This is a genomic window from Streptomyces sp. NPDC006872, from assembly GCF_040635845.1.
In the GTDB taxonomy this organism is placed as follows: Bacteria; Actinomycetota; Actinomycetes; order Streptomycetales; family Streptomycetaceae; genus Streptomyces.
The window spans coordinates 197,446-217,765 of the sequence record NZ_JBEYIL010000017.1 but is presented as its reverse complement, the minus strand read 5'-3'; the positions used below and the strand labels follow the sequence as shown (position 1 = coordinate 217,765).

The window sequence follows — 20,320 nt, the reverse complement described above, 5'->3', positions numbered from 1 at the left end:
CCGACGGCGCGCCCATGGCATCCCGACGGCATCCCGACGGCGTCCCGACGGTGCCTCAACGCCGCCTCAGCGGGCGCGGATGCGGATGCGCCTGCCCTCCGACCACCCGCACCCGCCCCGCCACCGCGCACAGCGCCAGCACCGCCGCGATCGCCGCCAAGTGCTCCTTGCCCGCCAGGTTGTTCTTCAGCAGGACCTCCACCACTATCGCGACGATCACCGCCGCCGCCGTCGCGTAGGCGTGATACCGCCGGCACAGGAAGACCGCGAGGCCGACCACCGCCGCCGACGGGCCGGTGTCCACCACCAGGCCGTCGGCGGCGGGCAGCCAGCCCAGGGCGATGCCCACGCGCGCGTACAGCGTGCCCGCGAGGGTGGCGGCGTAGGCGATGACGAGCGTGCGCCACCAGCCCAGGCAGAGCTCCGCGATCCCGAACACCAGCAGGATCTGCGCGAGCGCGCCCCAGACCGGCAGGTCCGGCGCGGGGACGAACAGCGACAGCGGGGTGCGCAGCAGGGCGAGCCACAGGGGGTCCTCGGCCCGTACCGCCCCGAGGTCCTGGACCGGCTGACAGCCCCACGACCGGTTCTGCACGATCTGCGTGACCGCCGTCAGACACACCGCGCCGAGCGTCATGGGGACCGCCCGCCACCGCCGCTCCGCCAGGGGGTCGCGTACGGCCTCGTACAGCGGCCCCCATTCGGCGCGGGCCCGGCGGGCGATCCGCCTCACGGCAGGAACCCCTCCGCCCGCGCCGACGCGATGCCGATGCGGGGCAGGTCCGCGCTCTTCTCGAAGAGCAGGAACCGGGGCTCCCAGATCGGCCGGTACTTGGCGTTGGCGCGGTACAGCGACTCGATCTGCCACCAGCGCGAGAAGAAGCTGAGCAGCGACCGCCACAGCCTCAGCACCGGCCCGGCGCCGAGGCGCGCGCCCCGCTCGAAGACCGAGCGGAACACGGCGAAGTTCAGCGAGACCTGGGTGATCGCCTCCCGCTCGTCCCGGGCGCGCAGCAGCAGCTCGATGACCATGAACTCCATCAGACCGTTGTCGCAGTCCCGGTCGCGCCGCATCAGGTCCAGCGAGAGCCCGTGCGGGCCCCACGGCACGAAGGAGAGCAGCGCCCGCAGCTCACCGTCCGCGTCGTGGCACTCCAGCAGCACGCAGCGCCCGTCCTGCGGGTCCCCGAGCCGGCCCAGCGCCATGCTGAACCCGCGCTCGGCGGCCCCGTCGCGCCAGTCGTCGGCGCGCCGCAGCAGGTACGCCATCTCGTCGGCGGAGACGTCCTCGTGGCGTCGGACGCACACCGTGTAACCGGCCCGCCGGACCCGGTTGTAGGCCTGCCGGACGGTCCGCATGGCGCGTCCTTCCAGGGTGAACTCGGCGACCTCGACGATCGCCTCGTCCCCGAGTTCCAGCGCGTCGAGCCCGTGCCGGGCGTACACGGTCCCGGCCTCCTCGCTCGCGCCCATGACCGCCGGGATCCAGCCGTGCGCCCGCGCCTCGGCGAGCCACGGCCCGATCGCCCCCGGCCAGGCCTCCGGGTCCCCGAGCGGATCCCCGGACGCCAGCGACACCCCGCCGACGACGCGGTAGGCGACGGCGGCCTTCCCGGTCGGCGACCAGCAGACGCTCTTCTCCCGCCGCAGCGCGAAGTAGCCGAGCGAGTCCCGTTCGCCGTGCCGGTCGAGGAGCTCCCGCAGCCGTTTCTCGTCGTCGTCGGTGAGCGGGTCGACGGCCCGCCGGGAGCGGAACGCGGCGTACAGGACGGCGAGGACGAGCGCCGTGCTCAGCACGTTGACGGCGACGTCGACCCAGGTCGGAGTGACGATCCCGGCGACGCGTCCGTCGTCGGCGGCGACGGAGACCAGCCGCAGCGTGCCGTACCGCCAACGGTCGAGGAACGTGGAGGGTCCGGACGCCCGGTTGGTGACCGTCACCAGCAGGGCGGCCAGCAGTGAGGCGCCCAGCAGCCCGCCGACCCCGACGGCCGCCGCGAGCCGCGGGTTGGACCGGTCGCCCTTCGCGTAGAACTCCCGCCGCCCGGCGAGCAGCGCGCCGACGAACGCGGCGGTCAGGGCGAGCGAGACCCAGTTCTGGGGGTGGCGCCGGATCTCCGGGAACGCCATGGCCAACGCGAACAGCGCCAGGAACGCCCCGCTCAGGCCGAGGTTCAGGATCCACGCGGCCCGTTTGCGCCGCCGCATGGTGACGGCGAGGAACGCGGTGAAGACCCCGGAGGCGAACCCGGCCGTCAGCAGGTACGGCGTGAAGAAGTCCGCCTGGTTGTGCCGCCGCACGTCCTGCCCCAGGGAGACCCAGACCGCACTGAGGAAGTTGACGAACGCGACGGCACGCAGGTACCAGACGGCGAAGGCGGCGGCGCCCCGGGTGTTGCCCATGAGCGGTGATCATATGGCTGCACTTCCGGGAAACCGCTCTTTTGTGTCCGCCTGTCCCCTTTACTCCCCAGCCGACTCCCTGGCCGACTCCCTGGCCGACTCTGCTGCCGACTTCTCTGCCGACTCCTCCGCCGGCTTCTCCACTGACTCCGCTGCCGGCTCGTCCTCGGGCTTCTCGGGCTTCTCGGGAAGTTCCGCGGCGAGTGCGGCCGCGGCCTGGACCAGCGACAGGGCCAGCAGCGCGCCGGCGCCCTCGCCGACCTTCACGCCCTGGTCGAGGAGTGGTTCCAGAGCCATCCGATCGAGTGCCTTGGCCTGTCCCGGTTCACCGCTCTTGTGCGCGGCCAGCCACCAGTCCGGCGCCCGGAACGCGATCCGCTGCGCGACGAGCGCACAGGCGGCCACCACGACCCCGTCCAGCACGACCGGCAACTTCCGTACCGCGCACTGGAGCAGAAAGCCCGTCATGGCCGCGAGGTCCGCCCCGCCCACGGTCGCCAGCAGTTGCAGCTGCTCCCCGAGCACCGGCCGGGCCCGCCGCAGCGCGTCCCGGATGGCGGCGCACTTGCGCATCCACGCCAGGTCGTCGATCGCCTCGCCGCCCCGTCCGGTCACCACGGACGCGTCGGTCCCGCACAGCGCGGCCACCAGCACCCCCGCGGCCGTCGTCCCGCCGACGCTCACATCGCCGAGCACGACCAGATCCGTACCGGAGTCGGCCTCCTCGTCGGCGACGGCCATGCCCGCCCGGAAGGCCGCCTCGGCCTCCTCCACGGTCAGCGCGTCCTCGATGTCGATCCGGCCGCTGCCGCGCCGCACCCGATGCCGCACGACGTCCTCGGGGAAGGCCTCCGGATCGCAGTCCAGGGCCATGTCCACGACCCGCACGGGCACGTCGAGGCGGCGGGCGAGCACGGAGACCGGACGGCCGCCCTCCAGGACCTCGCGCACCAACTCCGCGGCGCTGCCCGCGGGTCGGGCGGAGACGCCGAGCTCGGCGATGCCGTGGTCGCCGGCGAACAGCACCACCCGCGGCCGCTCGACCGGTCGCACGGGCGACGAGCCCTGCGCCGCCGCCAGCCACTCACCCAGGTCGTCCAGGCGCCCCAGCGATCCGGGCGGCACGATCTGACGTTCCCGGCGGGCCTCCGCGTCACGGCGGACACCGCCGTCCGGGCGCTCGATCAGATCGGTGAAGTCGTCGAGATTAAGCGAGCTCATTCGCCGAACAGTACCGGCACCGATCGAACAGTTCCGCGCCCCGTCGCCACCACACCCGCGTGACGTCATTGCACCCAAGATCGGGATCCCATACGTTCCAGTTTGCCGCAAATTGTCATCCGCTCGCCCTGCTCTTCCCGTTCCCCCCTCGTGTGCCCCTCCTCGTCCTCCCCGGAGCCGCTCATGCCCCCCAGGCCCGTCCACGAGCCGCGCCGCGACGACTGCCCCTGGTGCGGCTCGAAGCGGCTGCGCACCCGGCTGCGCGCACCCGATCTGCGCCACCGCAGGCCGGGCACGTTCGTGGTCGACGAGTGCCTGGACTGCGCACACGCCTTCCAGAACCCGCGCCTGACCGTCGAAGGGCTGGAGCTCTACCCGGCGGACGGGGAGCGACGGCCCGTCGCCCGCAGACAGCTCAGGGCGACGGCCCGGGCGATGCTGCCCTTCCCCGAGCCGGAGAGCTGGCTGGACGTCGGAACGGGCGACGCGCCCTTCCCGGAGGCGGCGAAGGAACTGTTCGCCTACACGGCGTTCGACGGGCTGGACCCGACCTCCAGGGTGGAGCGGGCGCACGCGGCCGGCCGGCTCGACGAGGCCCATGTCGGCCGGCTGACCGCCCCGGAGGTCCTGTCCCGGCTGCGCGGCCGCTACGACGTCGTCAGCATGCTCCACCACCTGGAGCACACCCGGGACCCGAGAGCGGAACTCGCGGCGGCGCTGACCGCCCTGCGGCCGGGCGGCCATCTCCTGCTGGAACTCCCCGACCCCGCCAGCGCCTCCGCGGCCGTCCTCGGCAAGTGGTGGCACTCCTACGACCAGCCCCGCCATCTGCACCTGATCCCGCCGGCCAACCTCCGGGCGGAACTCCAGGCCCAGGGCTGCGAGATCGTCGTGACGGACCGCAGGGCCGCCCACACCCCCCACGACCTGGCCGCGGCCGTCTCGCTCTACGCCGAGCGGAGCCGCCTGCGCCCGGCGGCCGGGCCGCTCACCGCCCTGGCCGCGGCACTCGACCACCTGCTGGCCCCCGCCCTGCGTCGCACCCGCTTCTCGAACGCGTACCGGATCATCGCGCGACGCGGCTGACGGCGCCCGCCCGCGACGGAAGCCGCCCGCTGAAGCCGCCCGCTGAAGCCGCCCGCTGAAGCCGCCGAGCGGACGGCCGCTCAGCCGCGGAGCACCAGCGCCTGCCCCGCCACCACCAGCACGACCTGCTCGCACTCGGCCGCGACCGCCGCGTTCAGCCGCCCCAACTCGTCCCGGTACCGCCGCCCCGACGCGGTGGCCGGCACGATCCCCGAGCCCACCTCGTTGGACACCAGTACGACGGTCCGCCGCGCCGAACGCACCGCCGCCGCCAACTCCGCCACCCGTGAGCGCAGCGCCCGCTCGCCGCCGTCCGCCCACACCGCGTCGTCCCACGCCCCGACCGAGTCCATGACGTCCGTCAGCCACAGCGACAGACAGTCGATCAGCAGCGGCGCCCCGTCCTGCGCCAGCAACGGCGCCAGATCGCAGGTCTCCGTCGTGCGCCACGACCCCGGCCGGCGCTCCCGGTGCGCGGCCACCCGGGACGCCCACTCGGTGTCGCCGCCCCGCGTCCCCCCGGTGGCCACGTACAGCACGTCCGGGAAGGACTCCAGCCGCCGCTCGGCCTCCAGCGACTTCCCCGACCGGGCGCCGCCCAGCACCAGCGTCCGGCGCGGCACGTCCGGGACGTCCTCGTACACCCCCACCGTCAGCGTCGACCCGTCCGGCACCGCCCGCGCGCCCGCCGCCGCGAGCCGTCGCCGCAGCTCCGCGCCCGGCGGCACGTCGTGGTCCAGATGGACGGCGACCACGTCGGTCGTCGGCCCGACCTCGCCGACCGCCCGCAGCTTGGCCAGCGCGTCCGGCCGCCCCACGAGATCCGCGAGGACCATGTCGTACCGCTCGACGGGCCCCGGCCCCTCCTCCAGGCCGGCCGGCGCGCCCCCGGGCGGCAGATACAGCAGCCGCTGCCCGTCCGGCCCGGTCACCGCGTACCCGGTGCCCGGCGCGTCCATCGCCACCGCCCGCACCCGATGTCCCGTCAGCAGCGCCAACTCCCGCCCGTCCGGCACCCGGCCGGGCTGCGGCAGCCCGGCCGGCACCTCCACCGGCGGCCCGTCGTGCGGATGCGTCAGCAGCACCTGCCCGACCCCGCCCAGCGAGTGCCCGGCCCGCGCGGCCGCGAACGCCGCACCCGGCGTCAGATCGAGCAACAGGGCCCCGTCGACGAGCAACGCGGTCGCCGCCCGCGCATGCACCCCGAGCGAGACCGCGCACACGGCGCACGAACAGTCGGGGCGGGGCAGCCCCGCGGGGGCGCCGGTACCGAGCAGAGTGACTTCCACGAAGCTGATTTTCGCGTGTCTGACCTGGTCTTGCGCACCCGACTAGGCTGACCGCAGAAGCCGGACCTTGATCCGGCTTCTGCTCTGCACGTGGTCACAGCTGGGAGGCGTACATGGCGGCATGGACGTGGCGGTTCGAGAAGGCCGACGGGACGGAGGTCGAACCCGCGGTGCAGCCCGAGGAGTTCACCACGCAGGGGGACGCCGAGTCGTGGATCGGGGAGATCTGGAAGGACCTCGTCGAAGGCGGCGCGGACCAGGTGCGGCTCTTCGAGGACTCCACCGAGATCTACGGCCCGATGAGCCTGCACGCGAACGAGTCGTAACCGGTCCTACCGTTGCGTCGGGGTGGCCGCGGCCCGGTCACCCCGACCGCCGGCCGGGTCCACCCCGTCCGCCGCTCACTCGAACGAGTGAACAACGCAGGCTCAGCCGCGCACTCCGCACAGATGCAGCAGCGCCGCCACCTGCCGGTAGGGGTCGGTCCGCCCGGCCCGCTCCTCGGCGGACAGCAGGGTCTCGACGTCGTCCGGGATCTCCGCGTCGTCCGCCGCCGTGTCCGTGAAGACCCGCACGCCGTACCAGGCCTGCAGCGGCGCCCCGATCCCGGCGAGCGCGCCGGTCAGCGTCGTCAGCCGGTCCGCGCGCACGTCGAGCCCCAGCCGGTTGACGTAGGCCGTGGTCTCGAAGGCGCCCAGCGCGCCCGCCCAGTCCTCGGACAGGCCCGGCCGCATGGCCAGCGCGTCCGCGTTGCGCACCAGCAGCGACAGCAGTCCGCCCGGCGCCAGCATCCGCCCCAGCCCCGCCAGCAGCGCGTCCGGCTCCTCGACGTACATGAGCACGCCGTGGCACAGCACCACGTCGAAACTGCCGGGCAGGAAGTGCACCCCGGTGTCCCGGCCGTCGCCCTCGATGATCCGCACCCGCTCCCGGATGCCCTCCGGCTCGCCGGCCAGGGCCGTACGGGCCGCGGCGACCATCGTCGCCTCCTGCTCGAGACCGGTCACCTGATGTCCGAGCCGGGCCAGCCGCAGCGCCTGCGTGCCCTGCCCCATGCCGACGTCGAGCACCCGCAGCCGCTGCCCGACCGGGTAGCGCCCCGCTATCTGCTCGTCGAGCTGCCGGGCCACCAGCTCCTGTCGTACGACGTCACGCAGCCCACCCAGCCTGTTCAGCCAGGCCTCGGCCGCTCCCCCGGAGAAGGCCGCAGCGCTCAGGGCCGCGCTCCGCGCTTGATCTGCGGCTTGGGCAGCCGGAGGCGACGCATCTGGAGCGAGCGCATCAGCGCGTACGCCACCGCGCCCCGCCGGTTCTGCCCCTCGAAGCGTTCGGCGAGCTGCTTGCGCAGCCGGAAGGAGGTGACGAACGAGTCCAGCACGATCAGCACGATCACGACCAGCCACAGCAGCAGCGCGATGGTCTGCAGCGAGCCCACCCGCACCATGCTCAGCACGAGGATGATCACGGCCATCGGCAGGAAGAACTCCGCCACGTTGAACCGCGAGTCGATGAAGTCGCGAGCGAACTTGCGCACGGGACCCTTGTCACGGGCCGGCAGATACCGCTCGTCGCCCCCGGCCAGCGCCTGGCGCTGCCGGTCCATCTGGGCGCGGCGCTCCTCGCGCTGACGCTTGGCGGCGTCCTTGCGCGACGTCGTCGTGTTGGCGGCGCTGCGGCGCTGGGTCTGGGCCTCACTGCGCTTGGGCGTGGGCCGACCCTTCTTCGCCTGAGGGTCACGGGTCTGCTTGGAGTCGGTCACCACCGCGTCGGCGGGGGCCTTCTCTTCCTTGGCACGGCTACGGAACACAAAACCCAAGGGTAAGCGCTTCTGGGCATGGACCCCAGCCCGGAGGGGAACGATCCGGCAACACCAGTCGTCTGTAGAGGGGACAGACCGTCCAAGAACGAGGGAGAAGAGACACAGGGTGACCTAATGCTCACCCTGAAGGTCACCTACTCCCTACGCCGGAGCAAGGGCTTGGTCAGTCGTCCTTGGGGATGAGCGCATCCGTCCCCGAACAGTGCGTCAATGGATGCAGGGCCCGTACTGTGGGTTCTGTCGCAAGGCTGGAGCCGGAGTCCGTCAGAAGGGGGCGCGCGAAGCCCATGAGCGGTGTCATGAAGCGTATGGGGATGATCTTCCGCGCGAAGGCGAACAAGGCCCTTGACCGGGCCGAGGACCCGCGCGAAACCCTCGATTACTCGTACCAGAAGCAGCTGGAGCTGCTCCAGAAGGTCCGCCGTGGCGTCGCCGACGTGGCGACCTCGCGCAAGCGCCTCGAACTCCAGCTGAACCAGTTGCAGTCGCAGTCCACCAAGCTGGAGGACCAGGGCCGCAAGGCGCTCGCGCTCGGCCGCGAGGACCTCGCCCGCGAGGCGCTCTCCCGCCGCGCCGCCCTCCAGCAGCAGGTCACCGATCTGGAGACGCAGCACTCGACGCTCCAGGGCGAGGAGGAGAAGCTCACCCTCGCGGCCCAGCGCCTCCAGGCCAAGGTCGACGCCTTCCGCACCAAGAAGGAGACGATCAAGGCCACCTACACCGCCGCCCAGGCCCAGACCCGCATCGGCGAGGCCTTCTCCGGCATCTCCGAGGAGATGGGCGACGTCGGCCTGGCCATCCAGCGCGCCGAGGACAAGACGGCCCAGCTCCAGGCCCGCGCCGGCGCCCTCGACGAGCTCATGGCCTCCGGTGCCCTGGACGACCCGACGGGCATCGCGAAGGACGACCTCCAGGCCGAGCTGGACCGGCTCTCCGGTGGTACGGATGTAGAGCTGGAACTGCAGCGCATGAAGGCCGAACTCGCCGGCGGGAGCTCCTCCGGCCAGCAGGCCATCGAAGGTGGCACGAGCCAGTCGCAGTCCCAGCAGCAGCCGCAGGACACCCCGCGCTTCGACAAGCAGTAGCCCGGCGCCGGGGCCCGGAGCCGAGGAGAGCGACATGATCGTACGGATCATGGGGGAGGGCCAGTGGACGCTGGCCGACTCCCACTTCGTCGAACTGAACAAGCTGGACGACGAGCTGCTGGCCGAGATGGAGAGCGGCGACGAGGAAGGCTTCCACCGCACCTTCGGCGCCCTCCTGGACGCCGTCCGCCGCCTGGGCGCCCCCCTGCCGGACGACGCCCTGGAACCCTCGGAACTCATCCTCCCGGCCCCGGACGCAAGCCTGGCGGAGGTCCGGGAGATGCTGAGCGACGACGGCTTGATCCCGGGGTGAGACGAGCAGCACGGCACGGAAAGCGACGGTAACCAGGCAGTGACCCTCCTCGCCCGTGCCGAGTGCCGGCTCAAGGCCCACCCCCTGGCCCTCGACGCGACCCTCGCCGCCGGAGTCCTCCTCTGCATGCTGGCCGGCTCCTTCGTCGACCCGCACGGCGAGCACAGCGTCACCTGGAGCCTGCGCAGCCCGGACCCGCTCAGCCTCCTGCTGATGACCCTCGGCGCCGTCGCCCTCGTCTTCCGCCGCAGCGCACCCATGACGGTTCTCGCCCTCACCGGCGCCGCCTCCGTGATGGAGTCGGTCACCGGCGACCCCCGCGCCCCCGTCGCCATGTCCGCCGTCGTCGCCCTGTTCACCGTCGCGGCCGCCACCGACCGCGTCACCACCGTGCGGGCCGGTCTGCTCACCATGACGGTCCTCACCGGCGCGGCCATGCTCGCCGGACCGCTGCCCTGGTACGCCCAGGAGAACCTCGGGATCCTCGCGTGGACCGGCATCGGCGCCACCGCCGGGGACGCGGTACGCAGCCGCCGGGTCGTCGTCCAGGCCATCCGCGACCGAGCCGAGCGCGCGGAACGCACCCGCGAGGAGGAGGCCCGCCGCCGGGTCGCCGAGGAGCGCCTGCGCATCGCCCGCGATCTGCACGACGTGGTCGCCCACCACATCGCCCTGGTCAACGTCCAGGCCGGAGTCGCCGCGCACGTCATGGACAAACGGCCCGACCAGGCCAAGGAGGCCCTCGCGCACGTCCGTGAGGCCAGCCGCTCCGCGCTCAACGAACTGCGGGCCACCGTCGGCCTGCTGCGCCAGTCCGGCGACCCCGAGGCCCCCACCGAACCCGCCCCCGGCCTGGACCGCCTCGACGAGCTCGCCGGCACCTTCCGCAGCGCCGGCCTGCACGTCGAGGTGGCCCGCACCGATCACGGGACCAAGCTCCCGGCCGCCGTCGACCTGGCCGCCTACCGGGTCATCCAGGAAGCCCTCACCAACGTCCAAAAGCATGCGGGAACCGAGGCGAAGGCCGAGGTCAGCGTCGTGCGCGTGGGTCCGAACATCGAGGTCACGGTCCTCGACAACGGGCGCCCGGCGGGCGACGAGAGCCCGGAGAGCGGAGGCGGCCACGGACTGCTCGGGATGCGGGAACGCGTCTCCGCCCTGCGCGGCACCCTCACCACCGGCCCGCGCTACGGCGGCGGCTTCCGCGTCCACGCCATCCTGCCGGTCAAGACCCGCACGGCCACCATGGGAGACAGTGCATGACCATCCGCGTCCTGCTCGCCGACGACCAGGCACTGCTGCGCAGCGCGTTCCGCGTGCTCGTCGACTCCGAGCCCGACATGGAGGTGGTCGGCGAGGCGTCCGACGGCGCGGAGGCGGTCCGGCTGGCGAAGGAGCAGCGCGCCGACGTCGTCCTGATGGACATCCGCATGCCCGGCGTGGACGGCCTCGCCGCGACCCGTCTGATCAGCGCCGACCACTCCCTCGCCCACGTCCGGGTGGTCATCCTGACGACCTTCGAGGTGGACGACTACGTCGTGCAGTCGCTGCGGGCCGGCGCCTCCGGCTTCCTCGGCAAGGGCAGCGAGCCGGAGGAGCTGCTCAGCGCGATCCGGGTCGCCGCGGGCGGGGAGGCGCTGCTCTCGCCGACCGCCACCAAGGGCCTGATCGCCCGCTTCCTCGCCCAGGGCGGCACGGCCGACGACCACGACCCCACCCGCTCGGCCCGGCTGGACGCGCTCACCGTGCGCGAGCGCGAGGTCCTCGTGCAGGTCGCCGGCGGCCACTCCAACGACGAGATAGCCGAGCGCCTGGAGGTCAGCCCGCTCACCGTGAAAACACACGTCAACCGGGCCATGGCCAAACTGGGCGCCCGCGACCGGGCCCAACTCGTGGTCATCGCCTACGAGTCGGGGCTGGTCCGCCCACGGGTGGACTGAGCCCGAACCGCAACCGGCACGGTGGAACCGCCGGCACCGCCCAGCCGTTTCATATGCTGGCGACTCGAACGGCTCGGGGGACTCGGGGGAAGGTGGTCGGGGCGGTGCCTCTGCACAAGGACGACCCGAAGGCGCTCGGCGGTTACCGGATCGTCGACCGGCTCGGGAGCGGCGGTATGGGCGTCGTGTATCTGGGGCGGGCGCGCTCGGGGCGTGAGGTCGCCGTCAAGGTGGTGCACTCCCAGTACGCCGAGGACGCGGTCTTCCGCGCCCGCTTCCGGCAGGAGATCGAGGCCGTCCGCAAGGTGAGCGGCGCGTTCACCGCCCCGGTGGTGGACGCCGACCCGGAGGCCGTACGGCCCTGGATGGCCACCCAGTACGTGCCCGGCCCCACGCTCTCCGCGCGGATCCGCGAGCAGGGTCCGGTGCGCGGCGTGGAACTGCGCCGGCTCGCCCTGGGCCTGGTGGAGGCGCTGCGGGAGATCCACCGGGCCCAGGTCGTGCACCGCGACCTCAAGCCCGGCAACGTCCTGATGGCCCCGGACGGCCCGCGCGTCATCGACTTCGGGATCTCCCGGGCGGCGGAGAACCAGACGCTCACCGAGACGGGGAAGGCGATCGGCACCCCGCCGTTCATGTCGCCGGAGCAGTTCACGGACGCCCGTTCGGTCGGGCCCGCCTCGGACGTCTTCTCGCTGGGCGCGCTGCTGGTGTTCGCCTCGACCGGACGCGGCCCCTTCGACGCGGACAGCCCGTATCTGACGGCGTGGCGGGTGATGCACGAGGAGCCCGCGGTGGACACGGTCGCCGAGCCGTTGCGCGCGATCCTCACCCGCTGCCTGGCCAAGGAGGCCGCGGACCGGCCCGGACTCGACGAACTGGCGGGGGAGTTCGCGGAGGCGCTGCCCGAATCCGCGCCGGGCGACCCGGAGACGGTGATCCTGCGTCCGCCGCCCGCGCCCGCGCCCGTGGCGGGCGAGGAGCCGGGACCCGCCGCACCGCCGCCTCGCACGGGCCGCCGCTCCCGGCTGCGCCGGTGGCCGGTGCTGGCCGGGGTGGCGGGCGTCGTGGCCCTGGCGCTCACCGGCTATCTCCTGTTCGACCCCTTCAAGAAGGACGACAAGGCGGCGGAGTCGGACGTCACCGGCTCCGAGTTGCGCAGCTGGGATCCGCTGCCCAACGGCTGGGAGCCCTGGCGGACCACGGTGTTCGGGACCGCCGCGAGCGGGGTGACGAAGCCGCTGGAGGGCTCCGGGGTCTCCTACGGCACCTCCCTGTCCTGCGCGATGGGCGACGGCGCCTTCTACTGCGGGGGCGACGGCGTTCTTCCGGTCCGCGTCGACACGGCGATGGGCCGGCTCGCCTGGCGGGCGGACTCCCAGCCCTCGGGCCTGGCCCGGGAGAGGTACGACAACACGGTCCTCGGGGTGCACGACGGCGTGCTGCTGGTCTCCGAGTCGATCCGGAACAGCGCGGGCAACGACCAGACCAGCACCGTCGTGGCCCTCGACGCCGCCACCGGCAAGCGGCGGCTCTGGTCGCACCCGATGAGCGAGGGCGGCGTCACCGCAGCCCTCGTGGGCGATCTGCTGATGACCCCGGACGGCGACAAAGGGGTGACCGCCCGCGACCCACGCGACGGCACCGTGCGCTGGACGGCCACTCTGCCCGCCGGGCCCACCTACGGCTGCGACCTCTACGACGTCGACAGCGTCCCGTACGCCGGCTGCACCGACGCGGGTACACCGTCGCGCACCGTGTTCTACGCCGTCGACCCGGCCGACGGCTCGACCCGGAAGGTGAGCGTGCCGGACGGCGACGCCGTGTACGTCGGGGCCGTCGACGGCGACCTGGCCTTCGTGATGTACATCCGGGACACCGAGAGTTCCGCGGAATCGGCGTACGGCGAGGTCCTGCTGATCGACCCGGACACCGGCGCTGTGCGCACCAGGAAGCTGGCGGGCGACCCGCGCGGTGAGGTGGCGCTGGTGGGCGGAGTGCTCTGCTTCGCCTCCTCCGCGGGGCAGTTGGTCGCCCACTCGCCCGAGACGGGCGAGCGGCTGTGGCAGACCTCGACGACCCTTCAGCAGCCCGGTACTCCCGTCGCCGACGAACGGGGAGAGGCGGTGTTCACGGCCAGCGCTTCCGGACGGGTCGCCGCCCTCGACATCGAGACGGGCACCCTGCTGTGGGAGTCCCCCGCGCGGGCCGAGCAGGTCGTCGGGGCCGGCTATGCCGCGGGCCGGGTGTTCCTCGACCAGGGAGCCCTGGTGGTGCTGACCCCCGACGGCACCGTCTTCAGCCTGGACCCGGCCCACCCCGACCGGACGCCGGCGGCGGAGTGAGCCGGGGCCGGGGCCCACAAGGGTCCCCGGCGGCGCGGGGCTACGGCAGCGCCAGCATCCGCTCCAGCGCCAGCTTCGCGAACGTCTCGGTCTCCTTGTCGACCTCGATGCGGTTGACGAGCTTGCCCTCGGCGAGCGACTCCAGGGTCCAGACCAGGTGGGGGAGGTCGATCCGGTTCATCGTCGAGCAGAAGCAGACCGTCTTGTCGAGGAAGACGATCTCCTTGCCCTCGGGCGCGAAACGGTTCGCCAGCCGGCGGACCAGGTTCAGCTCCGTGCCGATGGCCCACTTCGAGCCGGCCGGGGCGGCCTCCAGCGCCTTGATGATGTACTCGGTCGAGCCGACGTAGTCCGCCGCGGCCACGACCTCGTGCCGGCACTCGGGGTGCACGAGCACGTTCACCCCGGGGATCCGGGCGCGGACGTCGTCGACCGACTCCAGGCTGAAGCGGCCGTGCACCGAGCAGTGGCCGCGCCACAGGATCATCTTCGCGTCGCGCAGCTGCTCGACGGTCAGCCCGCCGTTCGGCTTGTGCGGGTTGTACAGGACGCAGTCCTCCAGGGACATGCCGAGGTCCCGCACGGCCGTGTTCCGGCCCAGGTGCTGGTCGGGCAGGAACAGCACCTTCTCGCCCTGTGCGAAGGCCCACTCCAGGGCCCGCTGGGCGTTGGAGGAGGTGCAGATCGTGCCGCCGTGCTTGCCCGTGAACGCCTTGATGTCCGCGGACGAGTTCATGTACGAGACGGGCACGACCTGCTCGGCTATGCCGGCCTCGGTCAGCACGTCCCAGCACTCGGCGACCTGTTCGGCGGTGGCCATGTCGGCCATCGAGCAGCCGGCGGCGAGGTCGGGCAGGACCACCTTCTGGTCGTCCGACGTCAGGATGTCGGCGGACTCGGCCATGAAGTGCACACCGCAGAAGACGATGTACTCGGCCTCCGGGCGGGCGGCCGCGTCCTTGGCCAGCTTGAAGGAGTCGCCCGTGACGTCGGCGAACTGGATGACCTCGTCGCGCTGGTAGTGGTGGCCGAGGACGAACACCTTGTCGCCGAGCTTCTCCTTGGCGGCACGGGCACGCTCGACCAGGTCCGGGTCGGAGGGCGAGGGCAGGTCGCCGGGACACTCGACGCCCCGCTCGCTCTTCGGGTCGGCCTCACGGCCGAGCAGCAACAGGGCGAGCGGAGACGGCTGTACGTCGAGCTCCGTGGTCTGGGCGGTGGTCACGACACGCACCCTTTCTACTTTTCGTCGATCTGACGTTATCTATGATAACCCGCATAACGTCACTTTGACGATGGTCATTGCGTCGATGTGACGTGAATCCCGATGAGCCGTTTTCCGCCCGCAGGCGCATGTGCGAGCATGAAGGAGGCGTCGAAAACCCGTCGCCCGGCCCGGAATGAATCCGCGGCCTTGCCGGTTGCACCTGTCGGCAAGCAGTCTCCGTACAACCCGGGAGAGATGTAGATGTCCGTATCGGACGAGACCAGCACCGTCACCGACGGCATCATCCTGTCCGACGCCGCCGCGGCGAAGGTCAAGGCCCTGCTCGACCAGGAAGGCCGCGACGACCTGGCCCTGCGCGTCGCCGTTCAGCCCGGCGGCTGCTCCGGCCTGCGCTACCAGCTCTTCTTCGACGAGCGTTCCCTCGACGGCGACGTCGTCAAGGACTTCGACGGCGTCAAGGTCGTCACCGACCGCATGAGCGCCCCGTACCTGGGCGGCGCGTCCATCGACTTCGTCGACACCATCGAGAAGCAGGGCTTCACGATCGACAACCCGAACGCGACGGGCTCCTGCGCCTGCGGCGACTCCTTCAGCTAAGCCGTTTCGGCTGAGCTGAAGCGGCTCAGGCGTTTCGGCTCAGGCGTACGCGAAGGCGGCGGCCCCCTCCGACGGGGCCGCCGCCTTCGCGCTGTGCGGGTGCGGTACGGGTGTGGTCTGCGCGCTACTGGACCTGCGGCAGCCGGGCGCCCGCCTTCTCCAGCGGGATGGCCTTGCCGTCCGAGCCGACCACCTTCCGGCTGCCGAGCGACTCGTCCAGCTGCACGCTCTGGTGGTACTCCTTGGCGATCATGATGCAGACCTTGTCCGGCCAGGGCGTCTCGGTCACGGTGACCTTCACCTCATCGCCGCTCTCCACCGCCTTCGCCTTGTAGTCGGCGCACACCCCGCCGTAGAAGCTCACGGTCAGCGTGTCGCCCTCGACGGTGTAGCCGCCCACCTGCACATCACGCGTCGCCGAGGTGCCCGTGGGCGTCGGTGCGGGCGTGGGCGTCGCCGCGGACTTCAGATACGCCGGCTCGACGGCCGGCTGCGTCACGGTGTAGCCGGCCGCGGTCCCCGCCGCCTTCACGTCGAACAGCCAGGACGGCACGAGAACCTGCTGTCCGCCCGAGTTGTGCGGGGCGAGCCCGAGCACCGCGTCCTCGACCGTCGCCGTCTGCGCCGACGTCTGCGTCTGCGTGGTCGTCGTGGTCGACGCACCGCACGGACTCTCCAGCCGGTCCTTCGTCGGCACCGGGGTGGCACAGCCGCCGATGCCCATCCGGTGGTCGCTCCCCGACGCCATGTTCAGCGCGTCCAGCGCCTCCTGCGCACTCAGCAGGGGATACGTGTCGCCCTTCGCCGGGGCCTCCAGCTGCCCGTTACCGCCGACGATCTCGCCCTGCGCGCCGACGCTGATCCCGGTCGTCCAGCCGTAGGTGGGCAGACCCCCGATCACCGGGTCGGCGTTCACCACCCGCTGGGCGCCCATGACCTGGCTCGCGTCCACCTTGGCCTCGTCCTGGCCGACCGCCTTCAGGACCGGCGCCGCCGCCTTCTTCGCGGCCGCCTCGCTCACCGGGTCGCCGGCCGGGGTCGCGGGAGTCGGGGTGCACTTGACGGTGCCGCCCGAACAGTTGTCCGTGCCGGGCGCGTACCGGGTGAACGTCCACATCCCCGGTGCCTGCCGGTTCACCCGCAGCACCGGCCCCGAGCCGTCGTTCCCGGCGCCGACCTTCCAGGCCTCACCGTCGACGACCGGCGTGCCCTCGACGCCCAGCGCCTTCGCCAGCCCGGCCACCTCGTCCTTCGTGACCTCGCCCTTCGCCCAGTACACGGGCGCGGAGCCGGGTCCCTCGGGCAGCGTGCCGGCGGCGCTGTACGTCACCCCGTAGGGGTTGGGCTCGCCGGGCGCGATGCCGCTCGTGCCGCCCTCGGGGGTACCCGTACCTCCGGAGTAGTCGTCGAGGAGGAGCGCCGCGGGGGTGCTGTCCCCGGAGGGCGCCCCGGAGCCGGAGCCCCCGCCGCCCGAGCCGTTCACCGAGGTGGAGGTCAGATAGGCCCCGCCACCGCCCACCAGCAGCACGGCGGCGGCGACGGAGGCGACGAGCACGGGCGAGCGGCGCCGGGAGCCCCCGGCCGCCTCGCCGTCACCGGCCGCCGGAGTGACGACGGGCTCGTCGGCGTCGTCGTCGGAAGCGGCGGGTCGTTCCGGAACGACGGCAGGCTCGGCCTCGACCGTTGAAGCTTCGGCCTCGGAAACTTCAGCCGCTGACGTCTCGACCTCGGAAGCCTCCGAGGCTTCTGAAGCTTCGACCTCTACGGTTTCAGCCTTTTTTTCGGCCGTCACCTCTTCCGGCTTCGCCTCTTCGGCCTTGGTCCCTTCGGGACCCGTCTCCTCGGAACCCGTCTCCTCCGGCTCGCGCGCGGCGTCGTCGTTCTCGGGTCGCTCGGTGTTCACCGCATCGCTCCTTCGGCAGCCCTGCTGTCGTACCCCACATCCCCTTTACGGGGGACGCCGATGGGACGCGGCGGGGGAGCGCACGGTTCCCTTCTGAGCGCCGTACCGAAGAAAACCCTAGTTGCCGTAGTCCGGCATCGCCTCCAGCAGCCGGGCGGACTTCGCCGGTACGGTCACGCCATGGATGAGTGACGGGGAGACCGGACGGGAAGTGATCTTCTCCGGGACCGCCCAGTGCGGAGCCATCCGGGCGCAGTCACCGCGCAGCGACGCCAGGTCGCCGTCGAGATCGGCCGGAGCGGGGGCGTGGACCTTGAGGTTCGTCATAACCGAACCGTAGGCACGCCGGAGCCTGCGAAGAAAGATCTACTATCGGGTAGTTTCAGCTGCTTCAGTGGCGCGGGCCGACCCGGTAGCGTGAACTGTCAATCCCCCTCCCCACAGGAGAGTCCACGCCGTGCGCATTGCAGTCTCCGGCTCCATCGCAACCGACCACCTCATGACGTTCCCCGGCCGCTTCGCCGATCAGCTCGTCGCGGACCAGTTGCACACGGTCTCGCTCTCCTTCCTGGTCGACAACCTGGACGTCCGCCGAGGCGGCGTGGGCGCGAACATCGCCTTCGGGATGGGCCAACTGGGGACCCGCCCGATCCTGGTCGGCGCCGCGGGCGCGGACTTCGACGAGTACCGGGCCTGGCTGGACCGGCACGGCGTCGACACCGACTCGGTCCGGATCTCCGAGACGCTGCACACCGCCCGCTTCGTCTGCACGACCGACGCCGACCACAACCAGATCGGCTCCTTCTACACCGGCGCGATGAGCGAGGCCCGCCTCATCGAGCTGAAGACCGTCGCCGACCGGGTGGGCGGCCTCGACCTGGTCCTGATCGGCGCCGACGACCCGGAGGCGATGCTCCGCCACACCGAGGAGTGCCGTTCCCGCTCGATCCCCTTCGCGGCCGACTTCTCCCAGCAGATCGCCCGGATGAACGGCGACGAGATCGGGACGCTGCTGGACGGCGCCACGTACCTCTTCTCCAACGAGTACGAGAAGGGCCTGATCGAGTCCAAGACGGGCTGGTCGGACGCGGAGATCCTCTCCAAGGTCGGCCACCGCGTCACCACCCTCGGCTCGCGCGGCGTCCGCATCGAGAGCGCCGGCGAGGACCCGATCGAGGTCGGCTGCCCGGACGAGGAGCGCAAGCTCGAGCCCACCGGCGTCGGCGACGCCTTCCGCGCCGGCTTCCTCTCCGGCCTCGCCTGGGGCGTCTCCCACGAGCGCGCCGCCCAGATCGGCTGCATGCTCGCCACCCTCGTCATCGAGACGGTCGGCACCCAGGAGTACCAGCTGCGCCGCCTCCACTTCATGGACCGCTTCACCAAGGCCTACGGCGAAGAGGCCGCCACCGAGGTCCGCGGCCACCTCGCCTGAGGCCCAGGCCCTGTCCTGTCCTAGGACACCCGGCGGACCACGTAGACCGCACCGCGGTCCGCCGGCTCCTCGCCGACATACTCCTGCCCTCGCATCTCGCACCAGGCGGGGATGTCGAGCCGAGCCGCCTCGTCGTCGGACAGCACCCGCACGATGCCCCCGACCGGGACGTCCCCGAAGACCTTCGCCAGTTCGATGACGGGAATCGGACACCGCTTGCCGAGCGCGTCCACGACGAGCACGTCACCCCGCGTCTCCGTGGCCGGAACGGGCGCCCCGAGCTTCTCCCGCACCCCCGCCACCGCCCCCGGCAGCACGGCGAGGAACCGCTCCACGTCCTCCTCGGCCGCCCCCGCCGGCAGCGAGACCCGCACGTTCCCCTCGCTCAGCACCCCCATCGCCTTCAGCACATGGCTGGGCGTCAGCGTGCTGCTCGTGCAGGACGAACCGGACGACACGGAGAAGCCCGCGCGGTCCAACTCGTGCAGCAGCGCCTCCCCGTCGACATAGAGACAGGAGAAGGTGACGATCCCCGGCAGTCGCCGCTCCGGATCCCCGACCACCTCCACATCCGGTACGACGGCCGCCACCCGCGCCCGGATCCGCGCCGTCAGCTCCCGCAGCCGTACCGCCTCGGCCGCGGCCTCCGCCCGCACCGCCCGCAGCGAGGCCGCCGCCGCGACCACGGCCGGAATGTTCTCGAACCCGGCCGCCCGCCCCGACTCCCGTTCGTCCACGGGGCCTTGGACGGCGAAGCGCACCCCCTTGCGCACCACGAGCACCCCCACCCCGGGCGGCCCGCCCCATTTGTGGGCGCTGCCGGTCAGTACCGACCAGGGCCCCTCCACCGCCCCCCAGCCGAGCGACTGCGCGGCGTCCACCAGCAACGGCACCCCCGCCGCCCGGCAGACCTCGGCCACCTCGGCCACCGGCTGCCCGGTCCCCACCTCGTGGTTGGCCGACTGCAGACAGGCCAGCGCGGTGTCGGACCGCAGGGCGTCGGCGTACGACCCGACGGCCACCGCACCCGTCCGCGCCACCGGCACCCGGGTCACCTCACCGCCGTCCGCCTCGAACGCCTCGGCCGAATGGAGCACCGAGGAGTGTTCGACGGCTGACACGATCAGGTGACGTCCGACGCGCCGCCGCCCGGCCGTCGCACCGGCGATCCCGCTGTGCACGGCCCGCGTCCCGGACGACGTGAACACGACCTCGTCCGCCCGGCACCCGACGGCCTCCGCCATGGCCTCCCGGGCCGCGTCGAGCAGCAGCCGCGCCCGACGCCCCTCCCGATACAACCGGGCAGGGTCGGCCCAGCCTTCGTCGAGCGAGGCCGACATCGCCTGCCGGGCGACGGGATGGAGGGGGGCGGCGGAAGCGGCATCGAAGTAGGACACACAGCAACGTTAGAACGCCGGTGGCCCGTCCAGGGGCGCGGGGAACTGCGCGACGAGCCACGACGGAGCCCGCACTCGCCACACGGCAGAGCCGCACGAGCTGTCACGCGCCCGAACCCCCCGTCAGAAGTACCCCGGAGTCGGGCAACCCGCCCCTTACGCGGGACGCCCGGCGCGTTGCCCACCCCTCCCCGCGCGACCCCAAAACGCGTCCAGTAGGGTTTGGTCCGCATAAACATCCAAACCCCTGCCCGACGCAGGG

19 protein-coding genes are annotated in these 20,320 nt (G+C 72.4%); 9 read left to right on the top strand and 10 right to left on the bottom strand.

Going from position 1 to position 20,320, the window contains the following annotated elements:
* Positions 1–55 precede the first annotated feature (55 nt).
* The 3 genes from ABZ725_RS39415 to cobT are packed head-to-tail and all read right to left on the bottom strand — an operon-like array spanning position 56 to position 3,624.
* Positions 56–733 carry a hypothetical protein gene (locus tag ABZ725_RS39415; RefSeq protein ID WP_358807195.1) on the bottom strand — a complete coding sequence of 226 codons (678 nt, stop codon included), beginning with the start codon at positions 731–733 and terminating at the stop codon, positions 56–58.
* Complete coding sequence (locus ABZ725_RS39410; RefSeq protein ID WP_358807194.1) at positions 730–2,403, bottom strand: phosphatidylglycerol lysyltransferase domain-containing protein; 1,674 nt, start codon at positions 2,401–2,403, stop codon at positions 730–732. The genes ABZ725_RS39415 and ABZ725_RS39410 overlap by 4 nt, the downstream gene beginning before the upstream one ends.
* Before the next feature lie 60 nt (positions 2,404–2,463).
* Entirely contained in the window at positions 2,464–3,624 is a 1,161-nt protein-coding gene (cobT, locus tag ABZ725_RS39405) for a nicotinate-nucleotide--dimethylbenzimidazole phosphoribosyltransferase (RefSeq protein ID WP_358807193.1), read from the bottom strand.
* Between the two features lie 183 nt (positions 3,625–3,807).
* Here cobT and ABZ725_RS39400 point away from each other — a divergent pair, with 183 nt between their 5' ends.
* Complete coding sequence (locus ABZ725_RS39400; protein WP_358807192.1) at positions 3,808–4,710, top strand: class I SAM-dependent methyltransferase; 903 nt, start codon at positions 3,808–3,810, stop codon at positions 4,708–4,710.
* An 80-nt stretch (positions 4,711–4,790) separates the two neighbouring features.
* Here ABZ725_RS39400 and ABZ725_RS39395 read toward each other — a convergent pair whose 3' ends face one another.
* Entirely contained in the window at positions 4,791–5,999 is a 1,209-nt protein-coding gene (locus tag ABZ725_RS39395; RefSeq protein ID WP_358807191.1) for a bifunctional adenosylcobinamide kinase/adenosylcobinamide-phosphate guanylyltransferase, read from the bottom strand.
* Between the two features lie 113 nt (positions 6,000–6,112).
* On the opposite strand from ABZ725_RS39395, the gene ABZ725_RS39390 reads away from it, so the two are divergent.
* Positions 6,113–6,325 (top strand): hypothetical protein, encoded by a 213-nt coding sequence (locus tag ABZ725_RS39390; protein ID WP_351912380.1) that lies wholly within the window; start codon positions 6,113–6,115, stop codon positions 6,323–6,325.
* Between the two features lie 102 nt (positions 6,326–6,427).
* Here ABZ725_RS39390 and ABZ725_RS39385 read toward each other — a convergent pair whose 3' ends face one another.
* A complete protein-coding gene (locus tag ABZ725_RS39385) occupies positions 6,428–7,129 on the bottom strand; it encodes a methyltransferase domain-containing protein (RefSeq protein ID WP_358807190.1) in 702 nt (233 codons plus the stop codon).
* An 83-nt stretch (positions 7,130–7,212) separates the two neighbouring features.
* A complete protein-coding gene (locus ABZ725_RS39380; RefSeq protein WP_358807189.1) occupies positions 7,213–7,806 on the bottom strand; it encodes a DUF3043 domain-containing protein in 594 nt (197 codons plus the stop codon).
* 326 nt (positions 7,807–8,132) lie between these two features.
* Between ABZ725_RS39380 and ABZ725_RS39375 the strand changes: the two genes are divergently transcribed.
* The 5 genes from ABZ725_RS39375 (at position 8,133) to ABZ725_RS39355 (ending at position 13,501) form a co-directional block, all read left to right on the top strand.
* Positions 8,133–8,903, top strand: coding sequence for a PspA/IM30 family protein (locus ABZ725_RS39375; protein ID WP_351912511.1), 771 nt, complete (start codon positions 8,133–8,135; stop codon positions 8,901–8,903).
* A gap of 34 nt (positions 8,904–8,937) precedes the next feature.
* A complete protein-coding gene (locus tag ABZ725_RS39370) occupies positions 8,938–9,216 on the top strand; it encodes a hypothetical protein (protein ID WP_351912386.1) in 279 nt (92 codons plus the stop codon).
* Positions 9,217–9,255: 39 nt separating this feature from the next.
* Positions 9,256–10,479, top strand: a complete 1,224-nt coding sequence (locus tag ABZ725_RS39365) for a sensor histidine kinase (RefSeq protein WP_358807188.1) — start codon at positions 9,256–9,258, stop codon at positions 10,477–10,479.
* Positions 10,476–11,156 carry a response regulator transcription factor gene (locus ABZ725_RS39360; protein ID WP_358807187.1) on the top strand — a complete coding sequence of 227 codons (681 nt, stop codon included), beginning with the start codon at positions 10,476–10,478 and terminating at the stop codon, positions 11,154–11,156. The genes ABZ725_RS39365 and ABZ725_RS39360 overlap by 4 nt, the downstream gene beginning before the upstream one ends.
* A 104-nt stretch (positions 11,157–11,260) precedes the next feature.
* Positions 11,261–13,501 (top strand): serine/threonine-protein kinase, encoded by a 2,241-nt coding sequence (locus tag ABZ725_RS39355; protein WP_358807186.1) that lies wholly within the window; start codon positions 11,261–11,263, stop codon positions 13,499–13,501.
* A gap of 40 nt (positions 13,502–13,541) precedes the next feature.
* Here ABZ725_RS39355 and nadA read toward each other — a convergent pair whose 3' ends face one another.
* Positions 13,542–14,726: a quinolinate synthase NadA gene (gene nadA / locus ABZ725_RS39350; RefSeq protein ID WP_358807185.1), complete on the bottom strand. Its 1,185-nt coding sequence runs from the start codon at positions 14,724–14,726 to the stop codon at positions 13,542–13,544.
* Positions 14,727–14,969: 243 nt separating this feature from the next.
* Between nadA and ABZ725_RS39345 the strand changes: the two genes are divergently transcribed.
* Entirely contained in the window at positions 14,970–15,326 is a 357-nt protein-coding gene (locus ABZ725_RS39345; RefSeq protein ID WP_030794551.1) for an iron-sulfur cluster assembly accessory protein, read from the top strand.
* A gap of 124 nt (positions 15,327–15,450) precedes the next feature.
* On the opposite strand, the gene ABZ725_RS39340 is transcribed toward ABZ725_RS39345, so the two are convergent.
* Positions 15,451–17,229, bottom strand: coding sequence for a hypothetical protein (locus ABZ725_RS39340; protein ID WP_358807184.1), 1,779 nt, complete (start codon positions 17,227–17,229; stop codon positions 15,451–15,453).
* 117 nt (positions 17,230–17,346) lie between these two features.
* The gene (locus ABZ725_RS39335) at positions 17,347–17,556 is read right to left on the bottom strand and encodes a hypothetical protein (RefSeq protein ID WP_358807183.1); all 210 of its coding nucleotides are present in this window, start codon (positions 17,554–17,556) and stop codon (positions 17,347–17,349) included.
* A gap of 130 nt (positions 17,557–17,686) precedes the next feature.
* On the opposite strand from ABZ725_RS39335, the gene ABZ725_RS39330 reads away from it, so the two are divergent.
* A complete protein-coding gene (locus ABZ725_RS39330) occupies positions 17,687–18,661 on the top strand; it encodes a carbohydrate kinase family protein (RefSeq protein WP_358807182.1) in 975 nt (324 codons plus the stop codon).
* Between the two features lie 20 nt (positions 18,662–18,681).
* Here ABZ725_RS39330 and ABZ725_RS39325 read toward each other — a convergent pair whose 3' ends face one another.
* Entirely contained in the window at positions 18,682–20,058 is a 1,377-nt protein-coding gene (locus ABZ725_RS39325; protein WP_358807181.1) for an aminotransferase class V-fold PLP-dependent enzyme, read from the bottom strand.
* Positions 20,059–20,320 lie beyond the last annotated feature (262 nt).